This window comes from Allomuricauda sp. d1 (genome assembly GCF_039592695.1).
Classification (GTDB): domain Bacteria; phylum Bacteroidota; class Bacteroidia; order Flavobacteriales; family Flavobacteriaceae; genus Flagellimonas_A.
In genome coordinates, this window is the sequence record NZ_JBBUTK010000002.1 from 454985 (window position 1) to 481477 (window position 26493).

17 protein-coding genes and 1 tRNA gene are annotated in these 26493 nt (G+C 43.0%); 5 read left to right on the forward strand and 13 right to left on the reverse strand.

Annotated features, from left to right (window positions below; genetic code table 11):
• Window positions 1-33 precede the first annotated feature (33 nt).
• Complete coding sequence (locus tag AAAH86_RS09150) at window positions 34-1278, forward strand: ImmA/IrrE family metallo-endopeptidase (protein ID WP_343487273.1); 1245 nt, start codon at window positions 34-36, stop codon at window positions 1276-1278.
• Here AAAH86_RS09150 and AAAH86_RS09155 read toward each other — a convergent pair.
• From AAAH86_RS09155 to AAAH86_RS09175, 5 genes are all read right to left on the reverse strand, one after another.
• The gene (locus AAAH86_RS09155) at window positions 1271-2449 is read right to left on the reverse strand and encodes an acyl-CoA dehydrogenase family protein (RefSeq protein ID WP_343487274.1); all 1179 of its coding nucleotides are present in this window, start codon (window positions 2447-2449) and stop codon (window positions 1271-1273) included. The two genes, AAAH86_RS09150 and AAAH86_RS09155, sit on opposite strands and share 8 nt — an antisense overlap.
• 133 nt (window positions 2450-2582) lie before the next feature.
• A complete protein-coding gene (locus AAAH86_RS09160; protein WP_343487275.1) occupies window positions 2583-3293 on the reverse strand; it encodes a methyltransferase in 711 nt (236 codons plus the stop codon).
• Entirely contained in the window at window positions 3290-4645 is a 1356-nt protein-coding gene (locus AAAH86_RS09165) for a sulfatase (protein WP_343487276.1), read from the reverse strand. The genes AAAH86_RS09160 and AAAH86_RS09165 overlap by 4 nt, the downstream gene beginning before the upstream one ends.
• Before the next feature lie 122 nt (window positions 4646-4767).
• Entirely contained in the window at window positions 4768-5295 is a 528-nt protein-coding gene (gene rimM / locus AAAH86_RS09170; protein ID WP_343487277.1) for a ribosome maturation factor RimM, read from the reverse strand.
• 12 nt (window positions 5296-5307) lie between these two features.
• A complete protein-coding gene (locus AAAH86_RS09175; protein WP_343487279.1) occupies window positions 5308-5982 on the reverse strand; it encodes a 30S ribosomal protein S16 in 675 nt (224 codons plus the stop codon).
• Window positions 5983-6385: 403 nt separating this feature from the next.
• On the opposite strand from AAAH86_RS09175, the gene dnaE reads away from it, so the two are divergent.
• The 4 genes from dnaE (at window position 6386) to AAAH86_RS09195 (ending at window position 12392) form a co-directional block, all read left to right on the forward strand.
• Entirely contained in the window at window positions 6386-10774 is a 4389-nt protein-coding gene (gene dnaE / locus AAAH86_RS09180) for a DNA polymerase III subunit alpha (protein ID WP_343487280.1), read from the forward strand.
• A gap of 100 nt (window positions 10775-10874) precedes the next feature.
• Entirely contained in the window at window positions 10875-11192 is a 318-nt protein-coding gene (gene trxA, locus AAAH86_RS09185; protein WP_343487281.1) for a thioredoxin, read from the forward strand.
• A 68-nt stretch (window positions 11193-11260) separates the two neighbouring features.
• Entirely contained in the window at window positions 11261-12190 is a 930-nt protein-coding gene (locus AAAH86_RS09190; RefSeq protein WP_343487282.1) for a DUF58 domain-containing protein, read from the forward strand.
• Window positions 12191-12318: 128 nt separating this feature from the next.
• Window positions 12319-12392 (forward strand) — tRNA-Asp (locus AAAH86_RS09195).
• A gap of 37 nt (window positions 12393-12429) precedes the next feature.
• Here the strand turns inward: AAAH86_RS09195 and AAAH86_RS09200 are convergent.
• From AAAH86_RS09200 to AAAH86_RS09235, 8 genes are all read right to left on the reverse strand, one after another.
• Window positions 12430-13098 (reverse strand): ABC transporter ATP-binding protein, encoded by a 669-nt coding sequence (locus tag AAAH86_RS09200; protein WP_343487283.1) that lies wholly within the window; start codon window positions 13096-13098, stop codon window positions 12430-12432.
• 10 nt (window positions 13099-13108) lie between these two features.
• Entirely contained in the window at window positions 13109-15547 is a 2439-nt protein-coding gene (locus AAAH86_RS09205) for an ABC transporter permease (protein ID WP_343487284.1), read from the reverse strand.
• A gap of 55 nt (window positions 15548-15602) precedes the next feature.
• Window positions 15603-17972: an ABC transporter permease gene (locus AAAH86_RS09210; protein ID WP_343487285.1), complete on the reverse strand. Its 2370-nt coding sequence runs from the start codon at window positions 17970-17972 to the stop codon at window positions 15603-15605.
• A 37-nt stretch (window positions 17973-18009) separates the two neighbouring features.
• Window positions 18010-20442 carry an ABC transporter permease gene (locus AAAH86_RS09215; RefSeq protein WP_343487286.1) on the reverse strand — a complete coding sequence of 811 codons (2433 nt, stop codon included), beginning with the start codon at window positions 20440-20442 and terminating at the stop codon, window positions 18010-18012.
• 34 nt (window positions 20443-20476) lie between these two features.
• Window positions 20477-22876: an ABC transporter permease gene (locus tag AAAH86_RS09220; protein ID WP_343487287.1), complete on the reverse strand. Its 2400-nt coding sequence runs from the start codon at window positions 22874-22876 to the stop codon at window positions 20477-20479.
• A 65-nt stretch (window positions 22877-22941) separates the two neighbouring features.
• Window positions 22942-23637, reverse strand: coding sequence for an ABC transporter ATP-binding protein (locus tag AAAH86_RS09225; protein WP_343487288.1), 696 nt, complete (start codon window positions 23635-23637; stop codon window positions 22942-22944).
• Window positions 23638-23736: 99 nt separating this feature from the next.
• Window positions 23737-24987, reverse strand: coding sequence for an efflux RND transporter periplasmic adaptor subunit (locus AAAH86_RS09230; protein ID WP_343487289.1), 1251 nt, complete (start codon window positions 24985-24987; stop codon window positions 23737-23739).
• 1 nt (window position 24988) lies between these two features.
• Window positions 24989-26332: a TolC family protein gene (locus tag AAAH86_RS09235; RefSeq protein WP_343487290.1), complete on the reverse strand. Its 1344-nt coding sequence runs from the start codon at window positions 26330-26332 to the stop codon at window positions 24989-24991.
• Window positions 26333-26493: the final 161 nt, after the last annotated feature.

The following is a 26493-nucleotide window of genomic DNA, read 5'->3' on the forward strand; positions in this document are numbered from 1 at the left end:
TTTTAATGATTTAGGGTTGGTTTGAAAGAGGATATGAATACAGTAAAGGTTGGGGATGATTTCGAAAAGAAATCGAAAAAGATATTAAGGAAGATTATCAATAATCATGAGCTAAGTGCTTTGCCTGCTCATTGCAAAGTATACGAAAAGTATAAATTGAAATCGTATAAAAGAGGAGGGAAAGAAATAGTTTTTGATTTGGTTATAGAGGTCAAAAAACCTAACGCCAACAAGCCAATTATCCTCTATATAATTGAATGTAAAAATCTACAAGGTAAAGTTCCAGTTGACGACATAGAGGAATTTAATGATAAGGTAGGTGGTATTACTGGTGTCCAGACTAAGAAGATAATGATTGCCAAAAATGGTTTTCAAAGTGGCACTTTGGAAACAGCAGACGTACTTGGAGTGATGCTTATCGAAGTTAAAGAAGACGATTATGATATAATTCTTTATAAATCGAAGAAAACTGAAAGGGTAAATGAAACAAAAGATATTGATGAGGAAATAGAAATATTAATTAAGAAGGCACTTATCCCAGATAAAATTAGAGGGTTAAGAAGGCTTTCTGCGGATCAAATAGAAAATATCGCGGTTTCTTTCTTAAATGATTTCGATAGTACCATTACAGAAAATTTCCTACGAACCCCCATCCAAGAGTTAATTAAATATTTAGAAGAAAAAAAATCTCTCAAAATTGATTCTAAAAGCTTTCTTACAGATGATACAGGGAAAGAACTACTAGGATATTTTGATTTAAAAAATAATACCATTTTCATTAGCAATGAGGTAAAGAACACAATAAGGTTTCCATTCGTATTGGCTCATGAAATAGGTCATTTTGCACTACATAGAAACCTTAAAACGAATCAATTTGTATATGATAATTTTAAAGACTCGGAATATAGCCTGTTTGTCCAAAAACATAAGTTAAGGAATGATAAGAATTGGATAGAATGGCAGGCGAATTGTTTTGCTTCATGCCTCTTAATGCCCAAGCAAACCTTAATTACCAGGCTTGTTGCAATTCAATTGGAAAAAGGGATTAGCAAACAAGGAAGAATTTACCTCGATAACCAACCTGTTAACAGAGAGGATTATAGATATATAGTGAAACAGCTAGCATCATTCTTTGGCGTAAGTAAAACAAATGTTGAATATAGACTTGAAAGTTTAGGCCTTACGGTACATCCCCCACTATCGGAAAAAGACGTGAATGACAAAGAAACGTTAAGAGCATTATCACTAATGGCCGAAAAATACGCAAATACTACTTAAAGGCAGGATGGCCAGTAATATCAGCTCCTGTAATCAATAGATGAATATCATGGGTGCCCTCATAGGTAATTACACTCTCCAAATTCATCATGTGGCGCATGATGCTATATTCACCGGTAATGCCCATACCGCCCAACACTTGACGCGCCTCACGAGCGATATTGATGGCCATATCCACATTGTTGCGCTTGGCCATAGAGATTTGTGCCGTGGTCGCCTTACCTTCATTTTTTAGCTGCCCTAAGCGAAAGGCCAACAATTGTGCTTTGGTGATTTCAGTGATTATCTCTGCCAGTTTTTTTTGCTGTAGCTGAAAAGCGGCAATAGGCTTACCAAATTGAGTGCGCTCTTTGGCATAGCGCAGGGCGGTATCATAGCAGTCCATAGCAGCGCCGATGGCCCCCCATGAAATTCCATAGCGGGCAGAATCGAGACAGCCCAGTGGAGCACCCAAACCTGACTTGTTGGGGAGCAGGTTTTCTTTGGGCACTTTTACATCGTCAAAAATCAATTCGCCAGTCGCGGAGGCCCGCAAAGACCACTTGTTATGCGTTTCGGGAGTCGAAAAACCTTCCATACCCCGCTCCACAATCAATCCATGAATCCGTCCTTCCTCATTCTTTGCCCAAACAATGGCAACGTCGGCAAAAGGGGAGTTGGATATCCACAATTTGGCACCATTCAAGAGGTAGTGGTCGCCCATGTCTTTGTACTTGGTTTCCATTCCACCGGGATTTGAGCCATGGTTGGGTTCTGTCAATCCGAAGCAACCCATCCATTCACCTGTGGCGAGTTTGGGCAAATATTTTTTTCGCTGCTCCTCGGTGCCGTAGGCAAATATGGGGTACATTACCAAAGACGATTGCACAGAGGCTGTGGATCGCACCCCACTGTCACCGCGTTCAATTTCTTGCATGATGAGTCCATAACTGATTTGGTCGAGTCCTGCACCGCCATATTCTTCAGGAATGTAAGGTCCGAAAGCACCGATTTCCGCCAAGCCGCCAATAATCTGTTTCGGAAATTCCGCTTTCTGGGCATATTCTTCAATGATGGGCGAAATGTCACGCTTGACCCACTGACGGGCAGCATCCCTGACCAATTTGTGTTCTTCAGAAAGTAAATCGTCAAGATTGTAATAATCAGGGGCTTCAAATAAATCGGGCTTCATAAATGAATTCTTTTTTGTCATTCCCACGAAGGCGGGAATCCATTGAGTTTCTAAAAAGATTCCCACGAAGGGGGAATGACAAGGTGTAACATTCAAAGGTACTAACGAAATACAACATTTCAAGATGCAATTGTTACATTTTCAAGTAGAACACCTTGGTCAATTCTTTATAGGCCTTGGTATACTGATGACGGTCTGTTTCAATGATCAGTGTATCTGTTTCAGGTGTCATTTCTAATAGTGAAAATTGGATGAGACTTCGCTTGGTTTCGGCATCAGGATTTCCTTTGACATGTGTGATACGATTCGGGAAGAGCCCATATTGAGCGGCCAATGCCAAAAAACGCTGTTCTTCTTTAAATGGGATGATGGTGGCAAAGCTACCGTTGGATGATAAGCGTTTTGAAACCCCAGCCAGTAGTACCTCAAATGGAAGCGATGCATTCTGTCGGGAAGCATCCCTGGAACTATCGCCACTTGAAACATCTTCTGAATAAAAAGGTGGATTCGAAAGGATCAAATCATACTTTTCATCGAACTCATCAACTAAATGCCTGAAATCAGCGTGAAAACAGAATAGTCTGTCTGCCCAAGGCGAGGCTTCAAAATTTTCAACACATTGCTCAAAGGCATTGTCATCGATTTCAACGGCATCAATGGTTGTTGCTGATGAGCGTTGTGCCATCTGCAGGGCGATAAGGCCAGTGCCCGAACCCACATCCAGTATGGAATTTGGTTGGGCTTCTATAGATGCCCATGCACCGAGTAAAACACCATCGGTGCCAACTTTCATCGCACAGCGGTCTTGGTGAATAGTGAATTGTTTGAACTTGAAGGGTTTCATTTGACGCGGCCTGGTTCTCGGACTTCTAACCCAACTTGCCCGGTCAGAGCATCGCCCAATTCTGCACGTTTCTTATCAGCAAGTTGGTTGATGATTTTTACTATTTCAGGATGTTCATTTGCAACATTAGTGGTTTCGCCAGGGTCATCTTCAAGGTTGTACAGTTCAGTTTCTTTCAAATTCACATAGCGGTACTCGCCCGGTAGTCCATCTTTTCCTAACTCTTGCCCATTCATGGTTCGGTACCGATGCGGAAAATATAGTTTCCAGTTGTTGTAACGCACCCCAAAAAGTTCATTCACCCGATAATAGAAAAAATAGGCCTCTTGTGGACTATCAGACGTTTTACCCTTAAGCAGGGGCCAAATACTCTTGCCGTCAATGGTCTGTTCAGGAAGTTCTGCCTTGGTAACCGCGGCAATTGTCGGCAGTAGGTCTATGGCCATTACCGGCTCATCAATTGTTCTGCCCGATTCAAGGCTATCAGGATATTTGATGATAAAGGGTTCTCGCTGACCCCCTTCCCACGCGGTGCCCTTGCCTTCACGAAAGGGCAGGGCGCTTCCGGCGTGGTTGCCATAAGAAAGCCAAGGCCCATTGTCTGAGGTAAAGATGACCAAAGTGTTTTTTTCCAATCCGTTTTGTTTCAAGGTTTCTGAAATCTGCCCTACTGACCAATCGATTTCCATAATGACATCCCCATAAAGTCCCCGGTCCGATTTCCCCTTGAACTTATCCGAAACAAAAAGCGGTACATGTGGCTGCGGGTGCGGAACATACAAAAAGAAAGGGTTGTCTTTGTTCTTATTTATAAAATCAACACTGCGTTGGGTGATCTGGGTGGTGAGCATGCTCTGATCGTTCAGCGTATCGATGATCTTTTCATTTTCATAGAGTGGCAGCGGCCCAAAATTGAATATAGGCCCCTGTTGCGGATGGTATGGCCACATATCGTTGGAGTAGGGAATGCCGTACCATTCATCAAAACCATGTTTGGTGGGCAAAAAATCAGGATGGTCACCCAAATGCCATTTACCAAAAATACCCGTAGCGTAGCCTTTGGCTTTTAATAATTCGGCCAAGGTTTTCTCATTGGGATGCAGCCCCTTGTTGGTATTGGGCATGAATGCGTTATGGATGCCAATCCTGTTGGGATAACAACCGGTCAACAATGCTGCTCTTGAGGCAGAACAAACCGCTTGGGCTGCATAGAAGCTGGTCAGTTTGACTCCCTCGCGTGCCATTTGGTCCAAGTTCGGGGTGGCGATATCTTGGGCACCAAACACCCCAACATCTTGATACCCCTGGTCATCGGTAAAAATGATGACAATGTTGGGCGGTCTTTCGGGCATTTTTTCTTTGTTGTCATTGCAGCAAACAAAACATAGCACAACGACAATGAGATAACAGCATCGCATATTTCGAGGATTTGAATACGGACTTAAATATAATGCGAAATCACTATGGGTGTATTTTAAGACAAATACAGGTCGACAAGCCCTTCTGGAGTTCTGACATGAATGGTCTTGTTTTTTCGATCTACCTTTTGGATGATGTCGTCAGAAATGGGAATCAACAATTCCTTCTCGTCTTTTTTGGCTTCAAAAAGTTCTTGGGAAGCAGAGTCATTGACCGATTGAATGATTCCGATATCGCCATGAACTTCATCCAACAAGGTAAACCCGATGACTTCATGATAGTAGAACTTGTCTCCAGAAAGTGGAGGCAACATCGCTAGTGGCAGGTAAAGCTCAGCCCCAAGAATACGGTCTGCGGCAGCCTCATCCTTCACATCCTCAAAATCGATTCGCAACAATGCCGATTTGTGCAATCGGCAACGATGAATAAAAAATGGAACCAGATTTTGCCCCAGTTGAACAAAAACGGATTCCATATTTTCGTAAATCTCAGGCTCGTCTGTATCGAGTTTGACCAGAACTTCGCCCTTATAGCTATATTTTGAAACGACTTTGCCGAGGTAGAAACAATCCTCTTTGCGCATCGTCCTTAAAAATTATTCTTCTTCAGAACTGGCTTCTTCTGGCTTTGTCTCAGAAGGTTCTTCAGTTTTGGCCTCAGCGGCCGGGGCAGTTTCTTCTTTTGCAGGCTCTACTTCCTCAGCCTTCATCTCTTCAGCAGCGGGAGCTTCTTCAGGAACTTCTGGAGCTTTTTCTACGGCTTCTACTTCTGCAGAGGCATCAACCCCTTCTGTAGTTTCAGGAGTTTCTTCTGTTTCAGGTTCTGGTTGGGCAGCGGCAATACGTTTTTCGTTGGCCTCTTTCTCAGCGGCCAGTGCTTTTGCCCTTGCTTCGGCCTCAGCTTTGCTCAAACCATCTCTTTTGGCCTGTACTTTGGCTTCTTTTTCTTCTAACCAAGCTGCAAAACGTTTTTCGGCTTCTTCTTCTGAGAAAGCGCCTTTGGTCACCCCGCCCAATAGGTGTTTTTTCATCATCACCCCTTTGTAGCTCAAAATGGCCCTTGCAGTATCGGTAGGCTGGGCGCCATTGTGCAACCATTTGACCGATCCGTCAACATCTAGGTTGATGGTAGCGGGATTGGTGTTTGGGTTGTACGTACCCAATTTTTCCAAAAATTTTCCGTCTCTTTTTGATCTTGAATCTGCGGCAACGATCCAGTAGAATGGTTTTCCTTTTTTACCGTGGCGTTGCAATCTAATCTTTACTGGCATATCACATTAATTTGTAGGGTGCCCGACCCTGATTATTAATTCATTCCCAAGAAAGTGGGAATCTTATTCTTGCTCCCAACAAGCATAGTCGATGAAAGCGGGTGCAAATATACATTTATTCAATTATTTGACAATAACTTCAAGATTCTTTTTTAATGGTTGATAAGTCCTCAAAACTCCTTTTTTTGAAAAGAGGTGTTTTGGGTATTTTAGCTTGTTGCTTTTTTCCTTCCTTAAAATCAAAATTGATAATCATCCCCTCTTGGGAGGGGAGCGAGGGGCGGGTTCGAAAACTGGCAGCAAAAGATAATAGGTTTCTATATAGCTGTAAATCTATTGAATGTGAGATTTCCACCTTTACCGAAATGAATTCGGCACAGACGTGGAAATGAAAAGAAAGTATATGTATTTAATCTTCGATACCGAAACCACAGGCCTTCCCAAACGTTGGGATGCCCCTATTACCGATACTGAGAACTGGCCACGTTGTGTACAATTGGCCTGGCAGCTACATGATGAAATGGGCAATCTGGTCGAACAGCAAGATTTCTTGATCGAACCAGATGGTTTTAACATTCCCTATGAGTCAGAACAGATTCATGGCATCTCCACAGCGTTGGCAGAACAAAAAGGTGTTCCGCTAGAGGATGCTCTTGAAAAGTTCAATGAAGCGTTGTCAAAAACCAAATTCGTGGTGGGGCAGAATGTGGATTTTGATGTCAACATCATGGGCTGCGAGTTTTATCGATTAGGTGTCGAAACCCCTTTGCAGAAATTGCCCGTTTTGGATACCTGTACCGAAGCTACGGCTGAACTCTGTAAGATTCCCGGGGGGCGAGGGGGCAAATTTAAACTACCCACACTGACCGAATTGCACGAATATCTTTTTGGCGAACCTTTCGCCGAAGCACATAATGCTTCCGCAGATGTGGAGGCCACGACAAGGTGCTTTTTGGAACTGGTCAGAAAGCGTCATTATTCCGCTGAAGAACTTGATGTTCAACCTGATTATTTTGAACGCTATTCAGAGGCCAATCCGCAAGAGATAGAACTTATAGGCTTAAAGCATATCAACCTCAAAGAAGCTTCCAAAAAAATAGCGGACCAATTTTGGGAAAAAGATACGGGCGGAATTTCACAAGAGGCGATTGAGGAGAACGAACGGGATCTCGCAGATGTTCCTTTTGTGCATCTGCACAACCACTCTCAATTTTCGGTGTTGCAGTCCACCATGTCAACGGCAGCTTTGGTCAAACAGGCTATTGATGCCCAAATGCCCGCGGTGGCCTTGACCGACCACGCTAACATGATGGGAGCCTTTCATTTTGTGAGGGAGGTCAAAGCGCATAATAAATCCATCCAACAACAAAAAAAAGAGGCAGAAGAAAAAGGTGAGGTGTTCGAAGGCCAAGCGATAACCCCCATCCTCGGCTGTGAATTTTTTGTCTGTGATGACCATACCAATAAAAATGTCAAGGATTACGGCTATCAGATTGTCATGTTGGCCAAGAACAAAAAGGGCTACCACAATTTGGCAAAAATGGCCTCCATCGCCTATACTGATGGATTCTATTACGTGCCCCGCATCGACAAGGAAGTCATCAAAAAATATAAGGAAGACATCATCGTACTCTCGGGAAACCTCTATGGCGAGGTGCCAAGTAAGATTTTGAATATCGGCGAAAAACAGGCCGAGGAAGCCCTGTTGTGGTGGAAAAAGGAATTCGGGGCGGATTTTTATCTGGAAATCATGCGCCATGGCCAAGAGGATGAAGACCGCGTCAACCAAGTTTTGGTCGAGTTCTCTAAAAAGTATGGGATGAAACTGGTGGCCACCAACAATACCTACTATGGCAACAAAGAGGATGCCGAGGCCCATGATATTTTATTGTGCGTCAAGGATGGTGAGAAAGTGGCAACGCCCATTGGTCGCGGTCGCGGTTATCGCTATGGGCTGCCCAACCAAGAATATTATTTCAAGTCTTCAGAAGAAATGAAGGCCCTTTTTAAGGATTTGCCAGAGGCCATTTTAAACCTTCAAGAGATTGTAGATAAAATAGAGTCTTTTGAACTCGCCCGTGACGTGCTTTTGCCCAAGTTTGAGATTCCTGATGCGTTCAAAGTTGCCCAAGATGACATCGATGGGGGTAAACACGGTGAGAATGCATATTTGAGGCACATTACTTACGAAGGAGCCAAAGAACGCTATGGTGAAATCACGCCTGAAATTTCGGAACGCATTGATTTTGAACTGCAGACCATTGAGAATTCTGGTTATCCGGGCTATTTTTTGATTGTTGAGGATTTTATCCGTGAGGCCAGAAATATGGGGGTTTCCGTGGGTCCTGGTAGGGGGTCCGCAGCGGGTTCGGTGGTCGCTTATTGTTTAAAGATTACCAACATTGACCCGCTGGAATACGATTTGCTTTTTGAGCGGTTCTTGAATCCCGATAGGGTATCGATGCCCGATATCGATATCGATTTTGATGATGAAGGGCGTGGTAAGGTGATGGATTATGTCATCAACAAATATGGATCCAACCAAGTCGCCCAGATTATCACCTATGGTACCATGGCGGCGAAATCTTCCATCCGTGATACCGCTCGGGTGCTCGACCTGCCCCTGAACGATGCCGACCGCATTGCCAAGTTGATTCCCACCATGGGAAAGCTGAACAAGATATTTGGTGCAGAAGAGGCGAACCTCAAGAAAATGTTCCGCTCCGATGATCTCGAAAAGGTACATCAGTTATTGAACATTTCAGAAGGGGATGATTTGGAAGGCCGCACGGTGAACATGGCCAGAGTGTTGGAAGGTTCGTTGCGAAACACTGGCATCCACGCCTGTGGCGTTATCATTACTCCCGATGACATTACCAATTTCGTACCCGTGGCCACGGCCAAGGATTCCGACCTCTATGTCACACAATTTGACAACTCTGTCGTTGAAAGTGCGGGATTGTTGAAAATGGATTTCTTGGGATTGAAAACCTTGACACTTATCAAAGACACCGTCAAAATAGTCAAGGCGAGAACAGGGGTCGAGTTGGTGCCCGATGAGTTTCCGTTGGATGATGAGAAGACCTACGAACTTTTTCAGCGTGGCGATACCGTGGGGATTTTCCAGTACGAATCCCCAGGAATGCAAAAGCACCTCAAAAATCTTAAACCTACGGTGTTTGATGATTTGATTGCCATGAACGCCTTGTACCGCCCGGGTCCGATGGAATACATCCCAAGCTTTATTGCCCGAAAGCACGGCGAGGAAGAGATTTCCTATGACCTTCCCGAAATGGAAGAGTTTCTAAAGGATACTTACGGAATCACCGTTTACCAAGAGCAGGTGATGCGATTGTCACAGAAACTGGCAGGCTTCTCGAAGGGTGATGCCGATGTGCTCCGAAAGGCCATGGGGAAAAAGATTTTTGCCCTGCTTCAAAAGTTGAAGCCCCAATTTTTGGATGGCGGCGAAAAGAATGGGCATCCAAGGGACATCCTTGAAAAAATATGGAAAGACTGGGAAGCTTTTGCCTCCTATGCCTTCAACAAGAGCCATTCGACCTGTTACGCCTACATTGCCTATCAAACGGCTTATCTAAAGGCACACTATCCCGCAGAATACATGGCCGCGGTGCTGTCGAACAATATGAACGACATCAAGCAGGTCACTTTCTTTATGGAAGAATGCAGGCGCATGGGGCTTGAGGTATTGGGGCCCGATGTCAACGAATCGTATTACAAATTTGCCGTCAACAAAGAAAATGCCGTTCGTTTTGGTATGGGAGCCATTAAAGGTGTGGGGCGTTCAGCGGTTCAGGCATTGGTTGATGAGCGTAAAGAAAACGGACACTATAAATCAGTATTCGACATTGCAAAACGGGTCGATTTACGGTCGGCCAACAAAAAGGCTTTTGAGAACCTGGCCTTGGCAGGTGGGTTCGATTCTTTTGGGGAAACACATCGTGGCCAGTACTTCCATGACGAGGGTGATGGGGTAAGCTTTCTCGAGAAAGTTATCCGCTATGGGGCCAAATTTCAAGAGAACGAAAATTCATCACAGGTAAGCCTTTTTGGTGATGCCAGCGAGGTACAGATTCCTGAACCTGTGGTGCCACCCTGCGAAGAATGGGGCACCATGGAAAAACTCCGCAGGGAAAAAGAGGTGGTCGGCATTTATATTTCTGGCCATCCGTTGGATGATTTCAAAAAAGAGATCAATGCCTTTTGCAATACCAGTGTTTCCATTTTCAATGATGATCTCGAAAACTATGTGAACCGTGAGCTTTCATTTGCTGGGGTTATCACCGATGTGCAGCACCGAATATCTAAAAACGGTAAAGGGTGGGGATTGTTCACCTTAGAAGATTACACCGATACCCATGAGTTCCGAATTTTTGGAGAGGAATATCTGAAATTCCGTCATTTTTTGATGATTAACTCGTTTGTCTACGTCAAGGTTTTTATTCGGGAAGGATGGATCAATCGAGAAACGGGTAAAAAAGGCGACCCAAGATTGCAGTACAACGATTTCAAACAATTGCAGGATGTTATGGAATCGTATGCCAAAAAACTGACCATTCAATTGAACATTGATGCTCTGCAAGAGAAACGAATCAAATCACTGAAAGATACGTTGCATTCCTTCAAAGGAAAGCATCCGTTGAATTTCACCGTTTATGAAGCCCAAGATGAGATAAAGTTGAACCTATCAAGCCGAAAACAAAAAGTGAACATTACGAGTGAGCTGTTATCCACTTTAGAGGAACAGGAAGTGCATTATAAATTGAATTGATATAAGTTTTGCCAATGTTTTCATAGTCAAAATGAATATCAAACGGGTAAGGAAACCCTGCCATAATTGACTAACTTTGCGAATATTAAAATAAACAGACATGGCATTAGAAATAACAGACGCCACTTTCGAAGATGTGGTTTTAAAAAGTGATAAGCCCGTAGTGGTCGATTTTTGGGCTGCATGGTGTGGTCCTTGCCGAATGGTGGGCCCTATCATTGATGAGGTCAGCGAAGAGTACGATGGCAAGGCTGTTGTCGGTAAGGTAGATGTAGATGCCAATCAGCAGTTTGCAGCCAAATATGGAGTGCGAAACATTCCGACCGTTTTGGTTTTCAAAGATGGTGAGATTGTGAACCGTCAGGTAGGGGTATCTCCTAAGAAGGTATACACTGACGCTATCGATGCAGCACTATAATAGCATACGTTAAGTTTTTATAAAAGGCCCGATTCTTTCGGGCCTTTTTCATTTATCTTCGTTTAGCCATGGATGTAAAATCTTCATTGAACGAAGCAAGACTGTTCCAGAATTTGGAACTTTTGGCCAGCCAAGTAGTCGAGGGTTTTATAAGCGGCATCCATAAAAGCCCTTTTCATGGCTACTCGGCTGAGTTTGCTGAGCACAAAATTTACAATACAGGGGAAAGCACCAAGCACATCGACTGGAAGCTCTTTGCCAGAACCGACAAGCTCTACACCAAAAAATACGAGGAAGAGACGAACCTTCGTTGTCACATGATATTGGATAATTCTTCCTCGATGTACTATCCCGAGGTGAAGCAATTGTCCATCAAAAATTTGAACAAAATAGGATTCGGTGTACTGGCCATCGCCGCTTTGATGAACATACTTAAAAAGCAACGGGATGCGGTCGGACTCAGCATCTTTTCAGATACCTATGATTTTTATGTTGGAGAAAAAAGCAGTGAAAGACACTTTCAAATGTTGCTGCACCAATTGGACTCTGTCGTCATGGACGAGTCAAAAAAGAAAGGCACCCGAACATACCACTACTTACACCAAATCGCCGAAAAAATACATCGACGTAGTTTGATTGTTCTGTTTTCTGATATGTTTCAGACCAAGGTTGAAGAAGAGCAACTGTTTGAGGCATTACGGCATTTAAAGTACAATAAGCATGAGGTGGTATTGTTTCATCTGTTGGACCACGAACATGAACTGAACTTTGATTTTGACAACTCCCCAAAACGATTTGTTGATGTTGAGACCGGAAAGCATATTGACCTGTATGCCGATACTATTAAAGACGCCTACTCAAAAAATGTCAGGGCATATCAAAAAGCCCTTCAACTTAAATGTGCACAATACCGTATCAAGTATGTAACTGTTGATGTCAGGGCAGATTTCTCTACGGTTTTGAATACTTTTATGGTAGAGCGACAAAAATTTGTATGAGGCATTTGATAAAAATTTTTGTTGTGCAAACAAATTAGTAGCTGTATATTTGCCCTCGCTAAACTGAAAAGGTAGCAAGGTTTGAATTCCGCTGTCGCGGAAGTCTGCAAAAAACGGATAAAATCATTGGTCTGGTAGTTCAGTTGGTTAGAATACCTGCCTGTCACGCAGGGGGTCGCGGGTTCGAGTCCCGTCCAGACCGCAAGTGAAACAAGCCCTTCGAAACTCGAAGGGTTTTTTTATGAAACCCTCCTTCCATCCAGTAAATTAATTATTCGAGAACCATAGGCAGCATTTTTTTCTGAATGGGTCACTTGGATGATTGTAACCCCATCTTCCTTGTTCAATTTTTTGAACAGTGCCATGATTTTCTCGCTTTGGGTAGAATTTAAGTTGCCGGTGGGCTCATCGGCCAAAATCAATTTTGGATTGGCAATCAGTGCCCTGGCAACCCCCACTAACTGCTGCTGGCCACCACTGAGTTGGGAGGGAAACAGGTCTTTCTTGCCGACAATATTAAAACGATCCAATATATCCGCCACCATGGCTTTCCGTTCTGAGCCTTTGTATTTTTTATATAACAAAGGCATTTCCAAGTTTTCGTAAACTGTCAGGTCATCCAGCAAATGATAGGATTGAAAAACAAAACCAATGTATTCCTTGTACAAAGTGGAACGATACTTTTCTTTTAGGGTATGTACGGACTCATCCAAAAAGTGGTATTCTCCTTCATTAAAAGTATCGAGCATGCCGATGACATTGAGCAGTGTTGATTTTCCAGAGCCCGAGGGTCCCATTACGGAAATGAATTCACCTTCTTGAACTTCAAGATTGATGTCTTTAAGTAGAAATATACGTTGGCCCCCAGAGTTGACCCATTTGAAAATATTTTTGAGTTGTAGCAACATATCTAGCTATTTATTCCGTTCGTAAACTTTTCACTGGGTTCACAATAGCGGCCTTGATGCTTTGATAGCTTACTGTCACAACTGCAATGCCCAGCGCCAAAACTGCGGCCAAGATCAACATCCACCATTGTATTTCTATGCGGTACGAGAAATCTTCAAGCCACTTGTTCATGGCAAACCACCCCAAAGGCAATGAAATCAATATGGCCCAGCCGACCATTTTAAGAAAGTCAGTGGTCAATCTATAAGAAATTTGGCCAATACTGGCACCAAGCACTTTTCGTATTCCTATTTCCTTGGTCCTTTTTTGTGCGTTAAAGGTTGCCAGGCCAAACAACCCCAGACAGGCAATCAAAATGGACAGCACAGTAAAAATAGAGAAAATTTGGCCAAGGCGTTGTTCGGCCTCGTAACTATTGTTGAATGAATCGTCCATAAAATAATAATTGAAAGGTTGGCCAGGGGCTATCGTTTTCCAGATATTTTCAATGCTAGAAATGGTCGAAGAAATGTCTTGCCCTCCCAACTTTATGGCCATAGACCCCGGAAATCGACCGATAGACAAGCCCAGTGCCTCTATATTATTTCTAAAGGAATCAAAATGAAAGTTTTTGACAACCCCGATAATGGTACTATAATTGACTTGATCCTCGCTAGCGCCTAAATCTGGAGAGATTCTGAGACCAACTGCATTTTTTGCATCTACATTCAATGTTTTGAGCGCTGCTTCATTGACGATTATGGCCGTGGAATCTGTTGGAATACTTGGATTGAAATTCCTGCCTGCGACCAATTCTAACCCCAAAGTGGAAATGTAATCATAGTCTACCATCCAATTTTCTATATTGATTGCATCCTCTTGATCAAAAAAGCCTTCCTTGAAAAAAGTCCAACTGCTTCGCTCAGAGGGTGTGGGCAAAAAACTGGTCAGCGAGGCGCTTTTCACTTCCGCCAATCTTTCAATTTCTTTTTTCAATGTTTGTTCTTGGCTATTTGTATTGTTGACATCCTGCAAGACCAAGATCTGTTCTTTGTCGTAACCCAGTTCTTTATTTTGGATAAAGCGCAATTGCTGATAGACCACTAAGGTCGCCACAATGAGAAAGATTGAAATGGCAAATTGAAAAACAACCAACGAGTTTCTCACCTTACTGCCACCAATATCTGCCAGGCCACTTCCTTTCAAGACTTTTGCGGGTATGAACCGTGACATAAAAAAAGCTGGATAGATGCCCGACAAAAGCCCCAGTAATACTGTCACGCCACACAAAATCAACCAAAACATGGGGGCTGCAAATGGAATGGAAATCGCTTTATCAGCCATATCGTTGAAAATGGGGAGCACCAAATAGGCCACACCAATGGCAAACAATAGAGACAACAGACAGATCAATCCTGACTCCGTAAGAAACTGGCGAACCAAATCGGTCTTGTTTGACCCCAAGGTTTTACGGACCCCAACTTCTTTGGCCCTTTTTAAGGAATAGGCCGTTGATAGGTTCATGAAATTGACACTAGCCAAAAGCACCAAAAATAGCCCTATAAAAGATAGTATGTAGATGTTTTGTATGCTGCCATTGGTACTGAGCTCAGTTTTCATGTTCGAATACAGGTGAATATCGGTCAGGGGCATGGTAGAATACTTGATATAATTTCCGGAAGCCTTAAAGGATTCTTCGGTCATTCCCGGAAAAAATGCTTGAACCCATGGAATAAGGTACCTACCTATCAAAGATTTCAGTTCCGCATTAAAGGATTCCATGTCTGCGGCAGGCGCCATTTTTATGAACGTAAAATAATTATGGCTTCCCCAATGTCCTATCTGCGGATTTTGAAATCCCGCCATGGCCAAGAAGACGGAATGATCGCGTAAAAAAGAATTTTTTGGCAAATCGTCAACCACTCCTGAAACTGTATACGTCTGTGAATTGTTCAACACCATATTTTGGCCCAGGGCATTGGTAATACCAAAATGCTTTTCTGCTGCGGTTTTGGTCAAGACCAATGTGTTTGGTCGGGTAAGTGCTGTTTTCGGATTTCCGACCAAAAGGTTTAATCCAAACATTTTGAAAAAAGTGGAGTCGGCATAGATGGTATGCAACTCCTTTACATTGGAAGTTGTGCTTGCCTTTCGAATGAGGAGGTTTCCCTGATTTAACAGTCGGGTTGCAAGTTCAACTTGGGGGTAGTCACGCACCAACGTTTCGGCCATTGGCTCAGGGGTCTCCGCAAGCTTTTCTGCCAATCCACCGAATTTATTGTCGGCATTGATTCTATAGATGCGATGGGCATCAGCAAACATTTTGTCATAGCTGAGTTCATCATAAATATATAGAGAGATAAGTAGTGCCCCCGCCATACCGATGGCCAATCCGAAAGTGTTGAGAAACGTAAAAAAGGGTTGCTTTTTTAGACTTCTCCAAGCGATTTTAATGTGATTCTTTAACATGATTGTTCGTTTTTAGGCCTGCCAGACTTTTAGAACCTGACAGGTCTTAGATGATTTATTCGGTGCGAAGGCTCTTTGCCGGGTTTGCTATTGCCGCTTTTATGGCTTGAAAACCAATGGTAATCAAGGCAATAAGAATTGCGAGTACCCCCGTGAGAACAAAAACCCACCAACGAATGTTTATTTTATAGGCAAAATCCTGAAGCCAATTATCCATAAAATAGTAGGCCAAAGGAGCGGCCACTAAAATGGAAAGCAGTACCAGTTTTAAGAAATCCTTTGACATAAGTGCAGTGATACTGCCCACACCTGCGCCCAATACTTTACGTATTCCAATTTCCTTGGTACGCTGTTTGGCCATGAAAGTTGCCAATCCGAAAAGTCCTAAGCAAGAAATCAGTATGGATATCATTGCAAAATAATAGGCAAGGGTGCTCGTCAACAGTTCGGTTTTGTATGAGGCTGCAAATTGCTCGTCCAAGAAATCGTAGTACAGGGGAACATTTGGAATTGTACTTTTGAATACAGCTTCTAGCGAGGCCAACGCTTCCTTGGTCTTTTTTGCTTTAATTTTTACAAACAGACTTCCTGCATTTTCAGGGTTTAACAAAAAGATTGCGGGCTGTATTGGTTCATAAAGGGACTGATTGTGAAAGTCTTTCAAAACACCGATAATTTGCCGTGGCTGACCCCATAATTGAATTGATTTTCCAATCGGATTTTGGAGCCCCATAACTGCAACTGCCTCTTGATTGACCACAATGTTAAGTGTATCCATCGACCCTTCACGATAATAGGTTCCCTCAGCAACTTCCACTTCAAAAACATCAGGAAAATTATGCGCTCCCCATAGTAATGCAAATTCTATGTTTTCTTGCTCAATGGATTTGCCGGGCCAAACAACACCACTTGTAGAAGCGCTCATATTGATTGGAGAGGGGCCTGCGAGTGTAACACCCTCAATGCCATCGGTAGCAATCAATTGATTTTTTAGCGCTTCGTAATTACGGGTAACATCTTGGTCTTGATGAATGGATATGAGATGGTCCTTTGCAATTCCCAAATCTTTTTCGCGGATAAAATCTACCTGCATCTTTACCACTATGGCTGCAAAAATCAAGAGTACTGTCAAACCAAATTGCAGTATAACCAACCCTTTTCTTAAAGATACAGTGTTCTTTCTCTCTCGACCATTTCCTTTTAGGGCCATAATTGGCTTAAAAGAAGAAATGACAAAAGCAGGATATAACCCTGAAAGCAATGTGGTGAACAGAAATAGGCAGACAATGCCCACCCAAACAGAAGGTTGGGCAAAATCTATGCTTAGATTTTTTTCAACGAAAGTGTTTACCGAAGGCAGTAGTAGCAAAGTACTTATAGTGGCAATGATAAAAGCGATAGCAGTAACAATTGCAGTCTCTGTTATAAATTGGGCAATAAGTGCATTTCTTTGCGCACCAACCACTTTGCGCACCCCAATTTCATTAGATCTTTTTACAGCATGCACTGTTGATAAATTCACAAAGTTGATGCAAGAGACGATCAGTAGAAAAAAGGCGGCAATGGTAAATATGCGAACATATTCGATTCGTCCTCCACTTACTTCTGCCTTTTCATCGAACTTACCATAAAGGTAGCCGTCAGAAAATTTTTGTAACAGAATCCCCTCTTTTTGCTCTCCTTGTAAATGCGACTGAAAAAGCGTTTCAAGTTTGGCCGTGACATTTTTGTAATCGGAACCTTCTTTTAATAAAAGTACTCCTGCCATTCTATTATTGTCCCACTGTTCCATCCATTCATTTTTGGCCAGAAAGCCATTGAAGCTGTAATAGAAATCATTTTGAATTGTAGAGCTTTTGGGAAAATCTTCATAAACGGCCTCCACGGTATATGTGCCATTGTCCAATATATCAATAGCACTTCCTATCGCTTTTGCTTCCCAGTTGGCACCCCAAAATCGCTTTGCCAAACTTTCGGAAATAACCATTGCACTTGGTTTTTTGTCAAGTTGGGTGATATCACCTTTAAGAATGGGAAATGTAAAACTGGAAAAAAGGGCGGCATTACCGAAAGCCCCCTGCGCCCTCAAATTGACGTCTTCAAGTCTTAAATTGTCTTCATAACTATATCCCAATGTAACGTAATTCTCTACCTCGGGGAACTGTTCTTTTGCATTGTGCAATACTGGATAGGATATTGACCTATATACATCTAGAGTGCCATCGCCCATCGGAATTGTTCGTTTTACACTGAAAAGACGATGGTCATTTTTGTGGATTTTATCCATGTTCCTCTCATCTTGCACCCAAAGAAGCATTAGGAGGGACACCGTCAATGCCACGGATAAACCAAAAATATTTGTAAACAAATACACTTTATTTTTGAAGAGGGACCTAAGCGCGATTTTAATGTGATTCTTTAACATGATTGTTCGTTTTTAAACCTGACAGGTCTTAGATGATTTATTCGGTACGGAGGCTTTTTACCGGGTTTACGATAGCGGCCTTGATGCTTTGATAACTGACCGTAACAATGGCAATGGCTAAAGCCATGAAAGCGGCCAATAGCAACATCCACCACTGAATTTCAATGCGATATGAAAAATCTTGTAGCCATTTGTTCATCGCAAACCAGCCAAGGGGCAACGATATGAGTATGGCCACACCAACCATTTTGACAAAATCGGTGGTCAATCGATAAGAGATTTGGCCGATACTGGCACCCAATACTTTTCGTATACCGATTTCTTTGGTTCGTTTTTGGGCGTTGAAGGCAGCCAGACCAAACAATCCTAAACATGCAATCAGAATGGATAGTATGGAAAAGACCATAAATATCTTGCCCAACCGTTGTTCGGCTTCATATACGGTATTAAAAGAGTCGTCCATAAAACGATGACTAAAGGGTTGACCAGGAGCAAGTTTTTCCCATAGCCCCTTAATGCTTGCGATTGTATTTGAAAAGTCCCCGGCATTCAATTTTATGGCCATATTCCCGGTAGACCGCCCCATCGATAGGCACAGTGCGTCAATATCTTCCCGTAATGATTCATAGTGAAAATTTTTGACCACTCCGATGACGGTGTAATATTCCGGATTTTCTGAATCGATATCTTGGGAAATCCGCGTGCCCAGTACTTCTTTGGCATCCATGCCCAAAACCGGCAGTGCAGCTTCATTGACGATTACTGCTGTAGAATCGGTACCGAACCTGTCGTTGAAATTACGACCCGCTACAAGCTCCATGTTCAAGGTCGGAATATAGTCTTCATCAACATTCCAAATCTGCATCTGAATGGCATTTTCTTGCTCCCGGGAACCTTCCTTAAAAAAGGAAGTGTTTGACCGTGCAGAAGGTGTTGGCAGAAAGCTGCTCAGGGTGGCACTTTCAACTTTCCCCAGTTTAACCACTTCTTCCTTAAACGTATCCACTTGATTTTCTGCGGCAAAGGTGTCATCAATCAACACGATTTGGTCTTTTGTAAAACCAAGGTCTTTGCCCTGAATAAAATTCAATTGTTGATAAACCACCAATGTGGCAATAATCAAAAAAACCGAAATCGCAAATTGAAATACCACCAATGCGTTTCGAATACCCCCACCGCCTGCATCTTTTTGTCCGCCACCTTTTAAGGTCTTCACGGGCATGAATCGCGACATAAAAAAAGCAGGGTAACTCCCCGAAAATAGCCCTAGCAGAATTGTTGCTGCCAATACAATCAGCCAGAAAAAAGGATTCCCAAAAGGAATCGAAATCGATTTCCCTGAAAGGTCATTGAAAAAGGAAAGTACCACCAAGGCCAGAACCATAGCCAAAAGCAATGAAATGAATGAAATCAATCCTGATTCGATCAAAAACTGGCGTACCAGATCTAATTTATTAGACCCCAAGGTTTTTCGGATGCCAACCTCTTTTGCCCTTTTTAAAGAATGTGCCGTTGAGAGGTTCATGAAGTTCACACTGGCCAAAACAATCAAGAAAAGTGCAATAAATGAAAGTATGTACACATTTTGAATGCTACTGTTGGCGCTCATTTCAGATTGCCGGTTAGAATATAGATGGATGTTGGTCAGGGGCATGGTATGATATCTGTAATAGTTGCCCGCCGCCGCAAACGACTCCATCGTTAGGCCTGGAAAAACCTGTTGTGCCCACGGAAGCAGGTATTTTTCGAGTATGGATTCCAACGGCGCCTGAAAATCCTCAATCTTGGCAGTGGGTATGAGTTTGATGAATGTATAATAGTTGGTATTGCCCCATAGATCTTCACGAGAGTCAGCCAATCCGGCCATGGCCATAAAAACACTATGATCTCTTAAGAAAGAATTTTTGGGCAGATCATCAATGACCCCTGTCACAGTGTACGTATCGGTATTGTCTAGAACAAGACTTTGGCCCAATGCACTGTTGATGCCAAAGTGTTTTTCCGCTGCGGTTTTGGTCAAAACCAAGGTATTGGGTTGGGTAAGCGCGGTCTTGGTATCACCGACCAATAATTTGATGCCAAAAAAATCAAAGAAGGTGGAATCAACGAATGTGGCCCGTAGTTCTTTGGTATTGGCCTCTGCGCCAGTTTTTTTTAAGAGCATACTGCCTTGATCCCGAAATCGAACCGTAGATTCAACCTGTGGGAAATCATGCTGTAACGTTCCTGCCATTGGGGCGGAGGTTTGTGAAGCTTCAATTTCTGCACCACCGAACTTAATATCGGCATCTATACGATAAATCCGTTCCGCATCAGCGAACATTTTATCAAAACTTAGTTCGTCATAGATGAACAATGAAATCAATAATGCCCCTGCCATGCCAATAGCAAGGCCAAACGTGTTGAGAAAGGTAAAAAAGGGCTGCTTTTTTAGGCTTCTCCAAGCGATTTTGATATAGTTTTTAAACATGACAGTCTGTTTTTGATTGATGATGGTTGTTATTTCACTCCGTTCGTAAACTCTTTACCGGATTTTGCTTGGCAGCACGAATAGCTTGAAAACTTACCGTAAGTACCGTTATTCCCATGGCCCCCAACATGGCAAGGGCGAAAATCCACCATTTTAAAATGACCCGATAGGGATACTCTTGTAACCACCCGTTCATTACATAATAAGCAATGGGCACGGCAATAAAACACGAGATCACGACCAGTTTCAGAAAATCTTTGGATAGCATGTTCCACACATTGAAGACCGTGGCACCCAATACTTTTCGCACCCCAATTTCTTTGGTGCGTTGCTCCGCCACAAAAGATGTGAGCCCAAAAAGCCCCAAACAACTTATCAAAATGGCCAAAGCGGTAAAAATGCCCGAGAGCGTGCCGATACGCTGTTCGGCTGCAAACTTTTCGGCGTACTCATCATCAACAAAATCGTATTGAAAGGGTATCGCAGGGAAGTTATCTTTAAACACCCGTTCTATAACCGCCAAATTTTGACTGGCACTTTGGTCTGGGTTCAACCGTAGGTTATAATAACTGAAATTATCATGTCGGTCATACACGTACCAAGCTTGCTTCACTGGCTCATAGGGCGATTGTGCAATAATGTCTTCGACCACCCCGATAATTTTCATGGTCGGTCCGGGATCCTCTCCATCTGAATCGCGAATGAGCATGCCCACAGGATTTTCAACCCCCATATACTTGACCCCGGTTTCATTGATCAATATTCCCAACGAATCAGAGGCGATATCCCTAGAGAAATCCCTCCCTTTGACAATCTTTAGATTGAGTGTGCCGGCATATTCGGGTGAAACCTCGGTCCATGCAAAATCTTCTTGAAAACCATCAGGTTTTCCTTCCCAAGTAAACCCACTTCTATTTGACCAAACGCGTGTTGTTGGGCTACTTGATGTCGCCATGGCAATCGCTGCGCCCGACTTTAGAAATTGCTCTCGCATTACATCAGTCTTGCCTTCGAAATCTGCGGACCAAGTCGGTATTTGTACGAGCCCCTGCCTATCATAACCAATCGGCCTGTTTTTCGCATGGTTGATCTGTTGCATCACGATGACCGTACCAATGATGAAAGCCACAGAAACAGTGAACTGTAAGACCACAAGTATTTTTCTGGGCAAACCGGCATATTTACCGGCTTTAAATGTGCCTTTCAACACATCTACCGGCCTAAAAGAAGATAGGTACAATGCAGGATAGCTGCCCGCCAAAAGGGCTGTAAAAAGGACAAAAACCATTGAAATCAACCAAAAATTGACACTTTCCCAAGGAAATGTAATTTCTTTTCGTGCCAACTCATTGAATCCGCTCAACGACAACAGCACGATGGCCACTGCAACGACGAAGGCGAAAAGCACCACCAAAAAAGATTCGCTTAAAAATTGATTGACCAGTTGCCTTTTTTGTGAGCCTATGGATTTTCGGATACCCACTTCTTTGGCCCTTTTCTCTGAGCGTGCAGTACTGAGGTTCATAAAATTGATACATGCCAATAGCAGCACAAAGGCACCAATGATTCCAAAGAGCCACACATATTTGATTCGCCCGCCTACCTGTTCGCCGTCTTCAAAGTTACTCCGCAAGTACCAATCTTTCATGGGAAGCAAAAACAGTTGGGGATTAAATTCTGCGGTATCTTCATTGAGGTCTTTTTTCACATCTCTAATTGCCTGCGAAACACTTTCCATATCAGTGTTATCGGCCAATTGCACAAACAACTGAAAAGAATTGTTTCCCCAATTGTCCAACGATTCCTGAATCCATTCCCGGTTGGCCACATAGTTGTCCCACGGTATGATGTAATCAGTATCGTTGAATGCATTGTTGAAAGGAATGTCTTTGTACACAGCAGAGACATTGAGGTCGTATTGATTGCCTATTTTTACCACCTTGCCAATGGGGTCTTCTGCGCCAAAGAGCGCATCAGCAGTGGATTCAGATAGCATGATGGAATTGATTTCGCGCAAGCCGTCTTTTTCACCTTTGCTGATTTCAAGGTTCAGCAATTCGGGTGCCATGGGCTGCATGTAATTGCCTGGGCGTGATATGCTGTTGTCTTTGTATTTGATATAGCTGTCTTGCGTCCAAGAGGCCATCATCAAGTGTTTGAAGTTGTCAGCATAGCCATCACGCAATGCGGGCTCGAGCGGCAGCGGTATGGCGGGGCCAGTGCCCACATTGCCGTTAAAGGTTTGTGACTGAAAGACCTGTGCAATTTTGTCCTTGTTTTCAAAATAGCTGTTGTAGGTCAGCTCGTCATACATCCAGAGCCCAATGATGAGAGCCACTGCCATACCAAGGGCCAGCCCACCTATGTTGATCAGAGAGTATCCTTTGTTCTTTAAAAGATTCCTCCAGGCGATTTTTAGATAGTTCTTAAACATGATGATTTGTTTTGATTGCCCCTTCGACTACGCTCAAGGCAGGTTTGATTGATGAATAAGCTCTCTTAGACCAGTGCCCCAAACGGTTTGTTTTGACTTTCGGTTACAATTTGACCATCAAAGAGATTGATGATTCGGTGTGCATAATGTGAATCACGGTCAGAGTGGGTGACCATGACTATTGTTGTTCCCTCTTGGTTCAATTCGGTCAATAGGTTCATGACCTCGATTCCGTTTTTGGAATCTAAATTACCAGTAGGCTCATCAGCTAAAATCAATTTAGGATTGGTCACCACGGCCCTTGAGATGGCAACCCTTTGCTGTTGCCCCCCTGAAAGTTGTTGGGGAAAGTGCTTTTCTCGATGCGCAATCTTCATGCGCTCCAAAACGGTCTTCACCTTTTCCCTGCGTTCTGATTTGTTCAATTTTAGGTAAATCAGCGGAAGCTCAACATTTTCATAAACCGTGAGCTCATCGATGAGGTTAAAGCTCTGGAACACGAAGCCGAGATTGCCCTTGCGCAATTGGGTGCGCTGGCTCTCTTTTAATCCTGCCACTTCGTGGCCTGCAAAATTGTAGCTGCCCTCAGTGGGGTTGTCCAACATTCCGATAATGTTCAATAGGGTGGATTTGCCACAGCCAGAAGGCCCCATGACTGCGACAAACTCTCCCTCTTCAACTCTTAGGGTGACCCCATTGAGTGCCAAGGTCTCTACCTCTTCGGTTCTAAAGCTCTTCTTTAGGTCTTTGATTTGTATCATTTCTGTTCGTTTTTCTATTTGTTTTTTCAACTCTTTTTTACACCTTCCTTCTAGGGGGAAAACATTCTCCCCCTGTGGGGGGCTAGAGGGAGCCTCCCTTTATTTCAACACTATTCGCTCTGCTTCTCCGAAGCTATCGTAATTGCTGGTGATGACTTGTTCACCAGGTTGCAGCCCATCAAGGACTTCATAATACCTGGAATTCTGTTTTCCTATTCGTATGTCGCGTTTCAGTGCTTCATCTCCGTTGGGATTTACCACGAAGACCCATTGCCCGCCAGTACTAGTAAAAAAGCCACCTTTTGGCAACAATAAAGCATCGCTTGAAGCACCCAATTGCAATCTTATATTGTAACTCTGCCCGGCCCTAATGGTCTCAGGTTTTTCTTTGGTAAATACCAGGTCAACCCTAAATCTTCCATTGCGTACTTCGGGATATACCTTTCTCAATCGAAGCGGATATTCTTTTTCATTTCTTTCAAGGGTGGCCGATAAATCTCTCTTTACCCGGTCAATATAATGCTCATCAATATCAGCTTCAATCTTAAAATCAGTTAGTACATTGACCTGGCCAATGCGTTGCCCTTGCGTAATGTTCTGCCCAATCTCGGCATCCAAAAAACCCAGTTGCCCGTCGGCAGGGGCACGAACGTTAAGATGGTCAAGCCGCTGGTACACCATGCCCAAGGTTTTTTTCATACGCTGTAAATCGGTATCCAAACCTGCCAAAGAAGTCTTGCGAAGCGCATCATCTTGTTCGGTCTGCAACTTTACAATATCATACTGTTTTTGTGCGAGTTCGTAGTTTTCTTTTGAGGTCAGGTACACTTCACGTGAAACCAATTCATCTTCAAACAATACTTCGTTCTGTTCATAATTTCGCTTTAAGCGCTGAAGGTCGGTACTGGCGGTGGCCAATGACCTTCGGCCCTCAACCTGTCTTGCATCAAAGGTGAGCCTAGTGGAACGTAAATCATTCTGCTTAAGGGCTAGATTGCTTTCACTGGCCAAAATTTGCTCGTAGAGGTTCATGTTCTCCAGTTTCAAGATAATGTCTCCCTTTTTGACCATCGCGCCTTCTTCAATCAACTTCTCAGTTACCCGACCACCCTCATAAGCATCCATATAAATAGTGGCAATAGGGGCGACATTTCCGTTTATAGTGATGTAATCGTCAAACTTTCCCTCACTTACCGAAGCTATGGAGAGTCGCTCTTTTTCCGTTCTAAAAGTGGATTTTGAACTTCCGAATGCTAGCTTCCATCCCACGAAAAGCAACAAAGCGCCCAATGCGATATATCCGTAGTGTTTTGGCCGCAAACCTTTTTTCTTTTCCAGTTGTATATCCATTCTAATTGATGTTAAATATTGGCAACCCCCTATAAAAATCGAGAGTGCTGTTATTGACCCGCAATCGCAACTGGGCCTGTAAATTTTGGTTTTGGGCTGTTGCAAAAAGTGTTTTCGCTTGCCCGAGCTCTATTGCGTTTATCATGCCCTTTTCATATCGTTTTTGTGCTATGTTGAAAGCAAGACGTTGAGACTCCATTCCCTTTTCGGTTTGTACCGTTTCGGCCATAAGGGCGTCATGCTCCTGTACTAATTGCTGTATGATTTGATACAACTCCTGTTCGGTAATTTTAGCATTGTTTCTGGCTCGCTCCAAGGCTATTTTTTGCTGTTTTACCCGTGAGCGTGATGCCCACCCATTGAATATCGGAACATTTAAAGAAGCCCCAATGAATCTGAACGTATTGTCACGAATTTGATCCCGAAAAGGAATGGTTGTTCCGAGCGTATCCCTTATGGTTTCAAAGTAGCCTGTGCCAATGCCACCCAGCAAAGTAACTGAGGGATAAAGACCCCCTCGAGTGGCCGACAATTGTTTTTTAGCGGCCATTACCCGGTACTCTTGTGCTTTTAGTGAGGGTATAAAACCTTTTGCCGTAATAAAAATAGAGTCGGACACCACGGTTTCTGAGCTTTCACCCGAACCAGTTGAAATCATTTCCGGTTGAATGGAAATATCACTTTCACCCTCAATATTCATCGCTTGCAATAAGCTCAGCTTTGCGGCCTTTAATCGATTTTCATTCTGTGTGAGCGATAATTTATCGGCAAGGAGCAAAGATTCGGCTTCATACAAATCGGCCCCCGCCATGACCCCCAATTCTACTTGCTTTTTGACTAAATCATAATTTGTTTGGGAAATCTCCACCTGTTCTTCCGAAATGTCAATGAGTCCTTCAATAAAGTGAATGTCATAGTAGGCCGACATCACCCTAAAAGCCAACAGGTATTTTTGCTGAAGACTTTCTTCTTGTGTAGCCCTATATAAAAACTTAGAAGCTTTAATATTATTTATTTTTTGAAACCCCTGAAAAAGGTCAAATGAGGATTGTACTAAATAGTTGTTGGAAAAAAATTCTGTGTTCACAAAGCTGTTGTCCTCGGGGTTGATAGAGCGGCCAAAATTGACCGTGTAATCTGCAAAACCATTAATGACCGGTAATAGATTGCGAATAGACTGCCGATAGGTTTCCTTGGTGGACGCTGTGTTCAACTCAAAATCGTTAAGTTGAAGATTATTTCCAATTGCGTAGGTCACACATTCGTCAAGCGTCCAAATTTTTTGGGAAAAAATAGCTGTGCTACCAAGAAAGATGAATAAAAGAAAGACGGTTTTTATGTACATTTTATAATACTATGCCAAACTAGTAGCTATTGCTGTGCCATTATTTCAATGTATTGAATATCAGAATTATATATACAATATGTTATAATTATTTTTTGTAAGTGTAAAATATTTATACAAAATATGTCAAAAAATTTGACACAAAAAAGAAACTGTTGTGT

Excerpts from the sequence above, each read along its gene's own strand:
- trxA (WP_343487281.1), top strand. The coding sequence starts at position 10,875 with ATGGCATTAGAAATAACAGACGCCACTTTCGAAGATGTGGTTTTAAAA.
- AAAH86_RS09235 (WP_343487290.1), bottom strand. The coding sequence starts at position 26,332 with ATGTACATAAAAACCGTCTTTCTTTTATTCATCTTTCTTGGTAGCACA.
- AAAH86_RS09190 (WP_343487282.1), top strand. The coding sequence starts at position 11,261 with ATGGATGTAAAATCTTCATTGAACGAAGCAAGACTGTTCCAGAATTTG.
- AAAH86_RS09230 (WP_343487289.1), bottom strand. The coding sequence starts at position 24,987 with ATGGATATACAACTGGAAAAGAAAAAAGGTTTGCGGCCAAAACACTAC.
- AAAH86_RS09220 (WP_343487287.1), bottom strand. The coding sequence starts at position 22,876 with ATGTTTAAGAACTATCTAAAAATCGCCTGGAGGAATCTTTTAAAGAAC.
- AAAH86_RS09215 (WP_343487286.1), bottom strand. The coding sequence starts at position 20,442 with ATGTTTAAAAACTATATCAAAATCGCTTGGAGAAGCCTAAAAAAGCAG.
- AAAH86_RS09200 (WP_343487283.1), bottom strand. The coding sequence starts at position 13,098 with ATGTTGCTACAACTCAAAAATATTTTCAAATGGGTCAACTCTGGGGGC.
- dnaE (WP_343487280.1), top strand. The coding sequence starts at position 6,386 with ATGTATTTAATCTTCGATACCGAAACCACAGGCCTTCCCAAACGTTGG.
- AAAH86_RS09155 (WP_343487274.1), bottom strand. The coding sequence starts at position 2,449 with ATGAAGCCCGATTTATTTGAAGCCCCTGATTATTACAATCTTGACGAT.
- rimM (WP_343487277.1), bottom strand. The coding sequence starts at position 5,295 with ATGCGCAAAGAGGATTGTTTCTACCTCGGCAAAGTCGTTTCAAAATAT.
- AAAH86_RS09175 (WP_343487279.1), bottom strand. The coding sequence starts at position 5,982 with ATGCCAGTAAAGATTAGATTGCAACGCCACGGTAAAAAAGGAAAACCA.
- AAAH86_RS09150 (WP_343487273.1), top strand. The coding sequence starts at position 34 with ATGAATACAGTAAAGGTTGGGGATGATTTCGAAAAGAAATCGAAAAAG.
- AAAH86_RS09160 (WP_343487275.1), bottom strand. The coding sequence starts at position 3,293 with ATGAAACCCTTCAAGTTCAAACAATTCACTATTCACCAAGACCGCTGT.
- AAAH86_RS09165 (WP_343487276.1), bottom strand. The coding sequence starts at position 4,645 with ATGCCCGAAAGACCGCCCAACATTGTCATCATTTTTACCGATGACCAG.
- AAAH86_RS09210 (WP_343487285.1), bottom strand. The coding sequence starts at position 17,972 with ATGTTAAAGAATCACATTAAAATCGCGCTTAGGTCCCTCTTCAAAAAT.
- AAAH86_RS09225 (WP_343487288.1), bottom strand. The coding sequence starts at position 23,637 with ATGATACAAATCAAAGACCTAAAGAAGAGCTTTAGAACCGAAGAGGTA.
- AAAH86_RS09205 (WP_343487284.1), bottom strand. The coding sequence starts at position 15,547 with ATGTTAAAGAATCACATTAAAATCGCTTGGAGAAGTCTAAAAAAGCAA.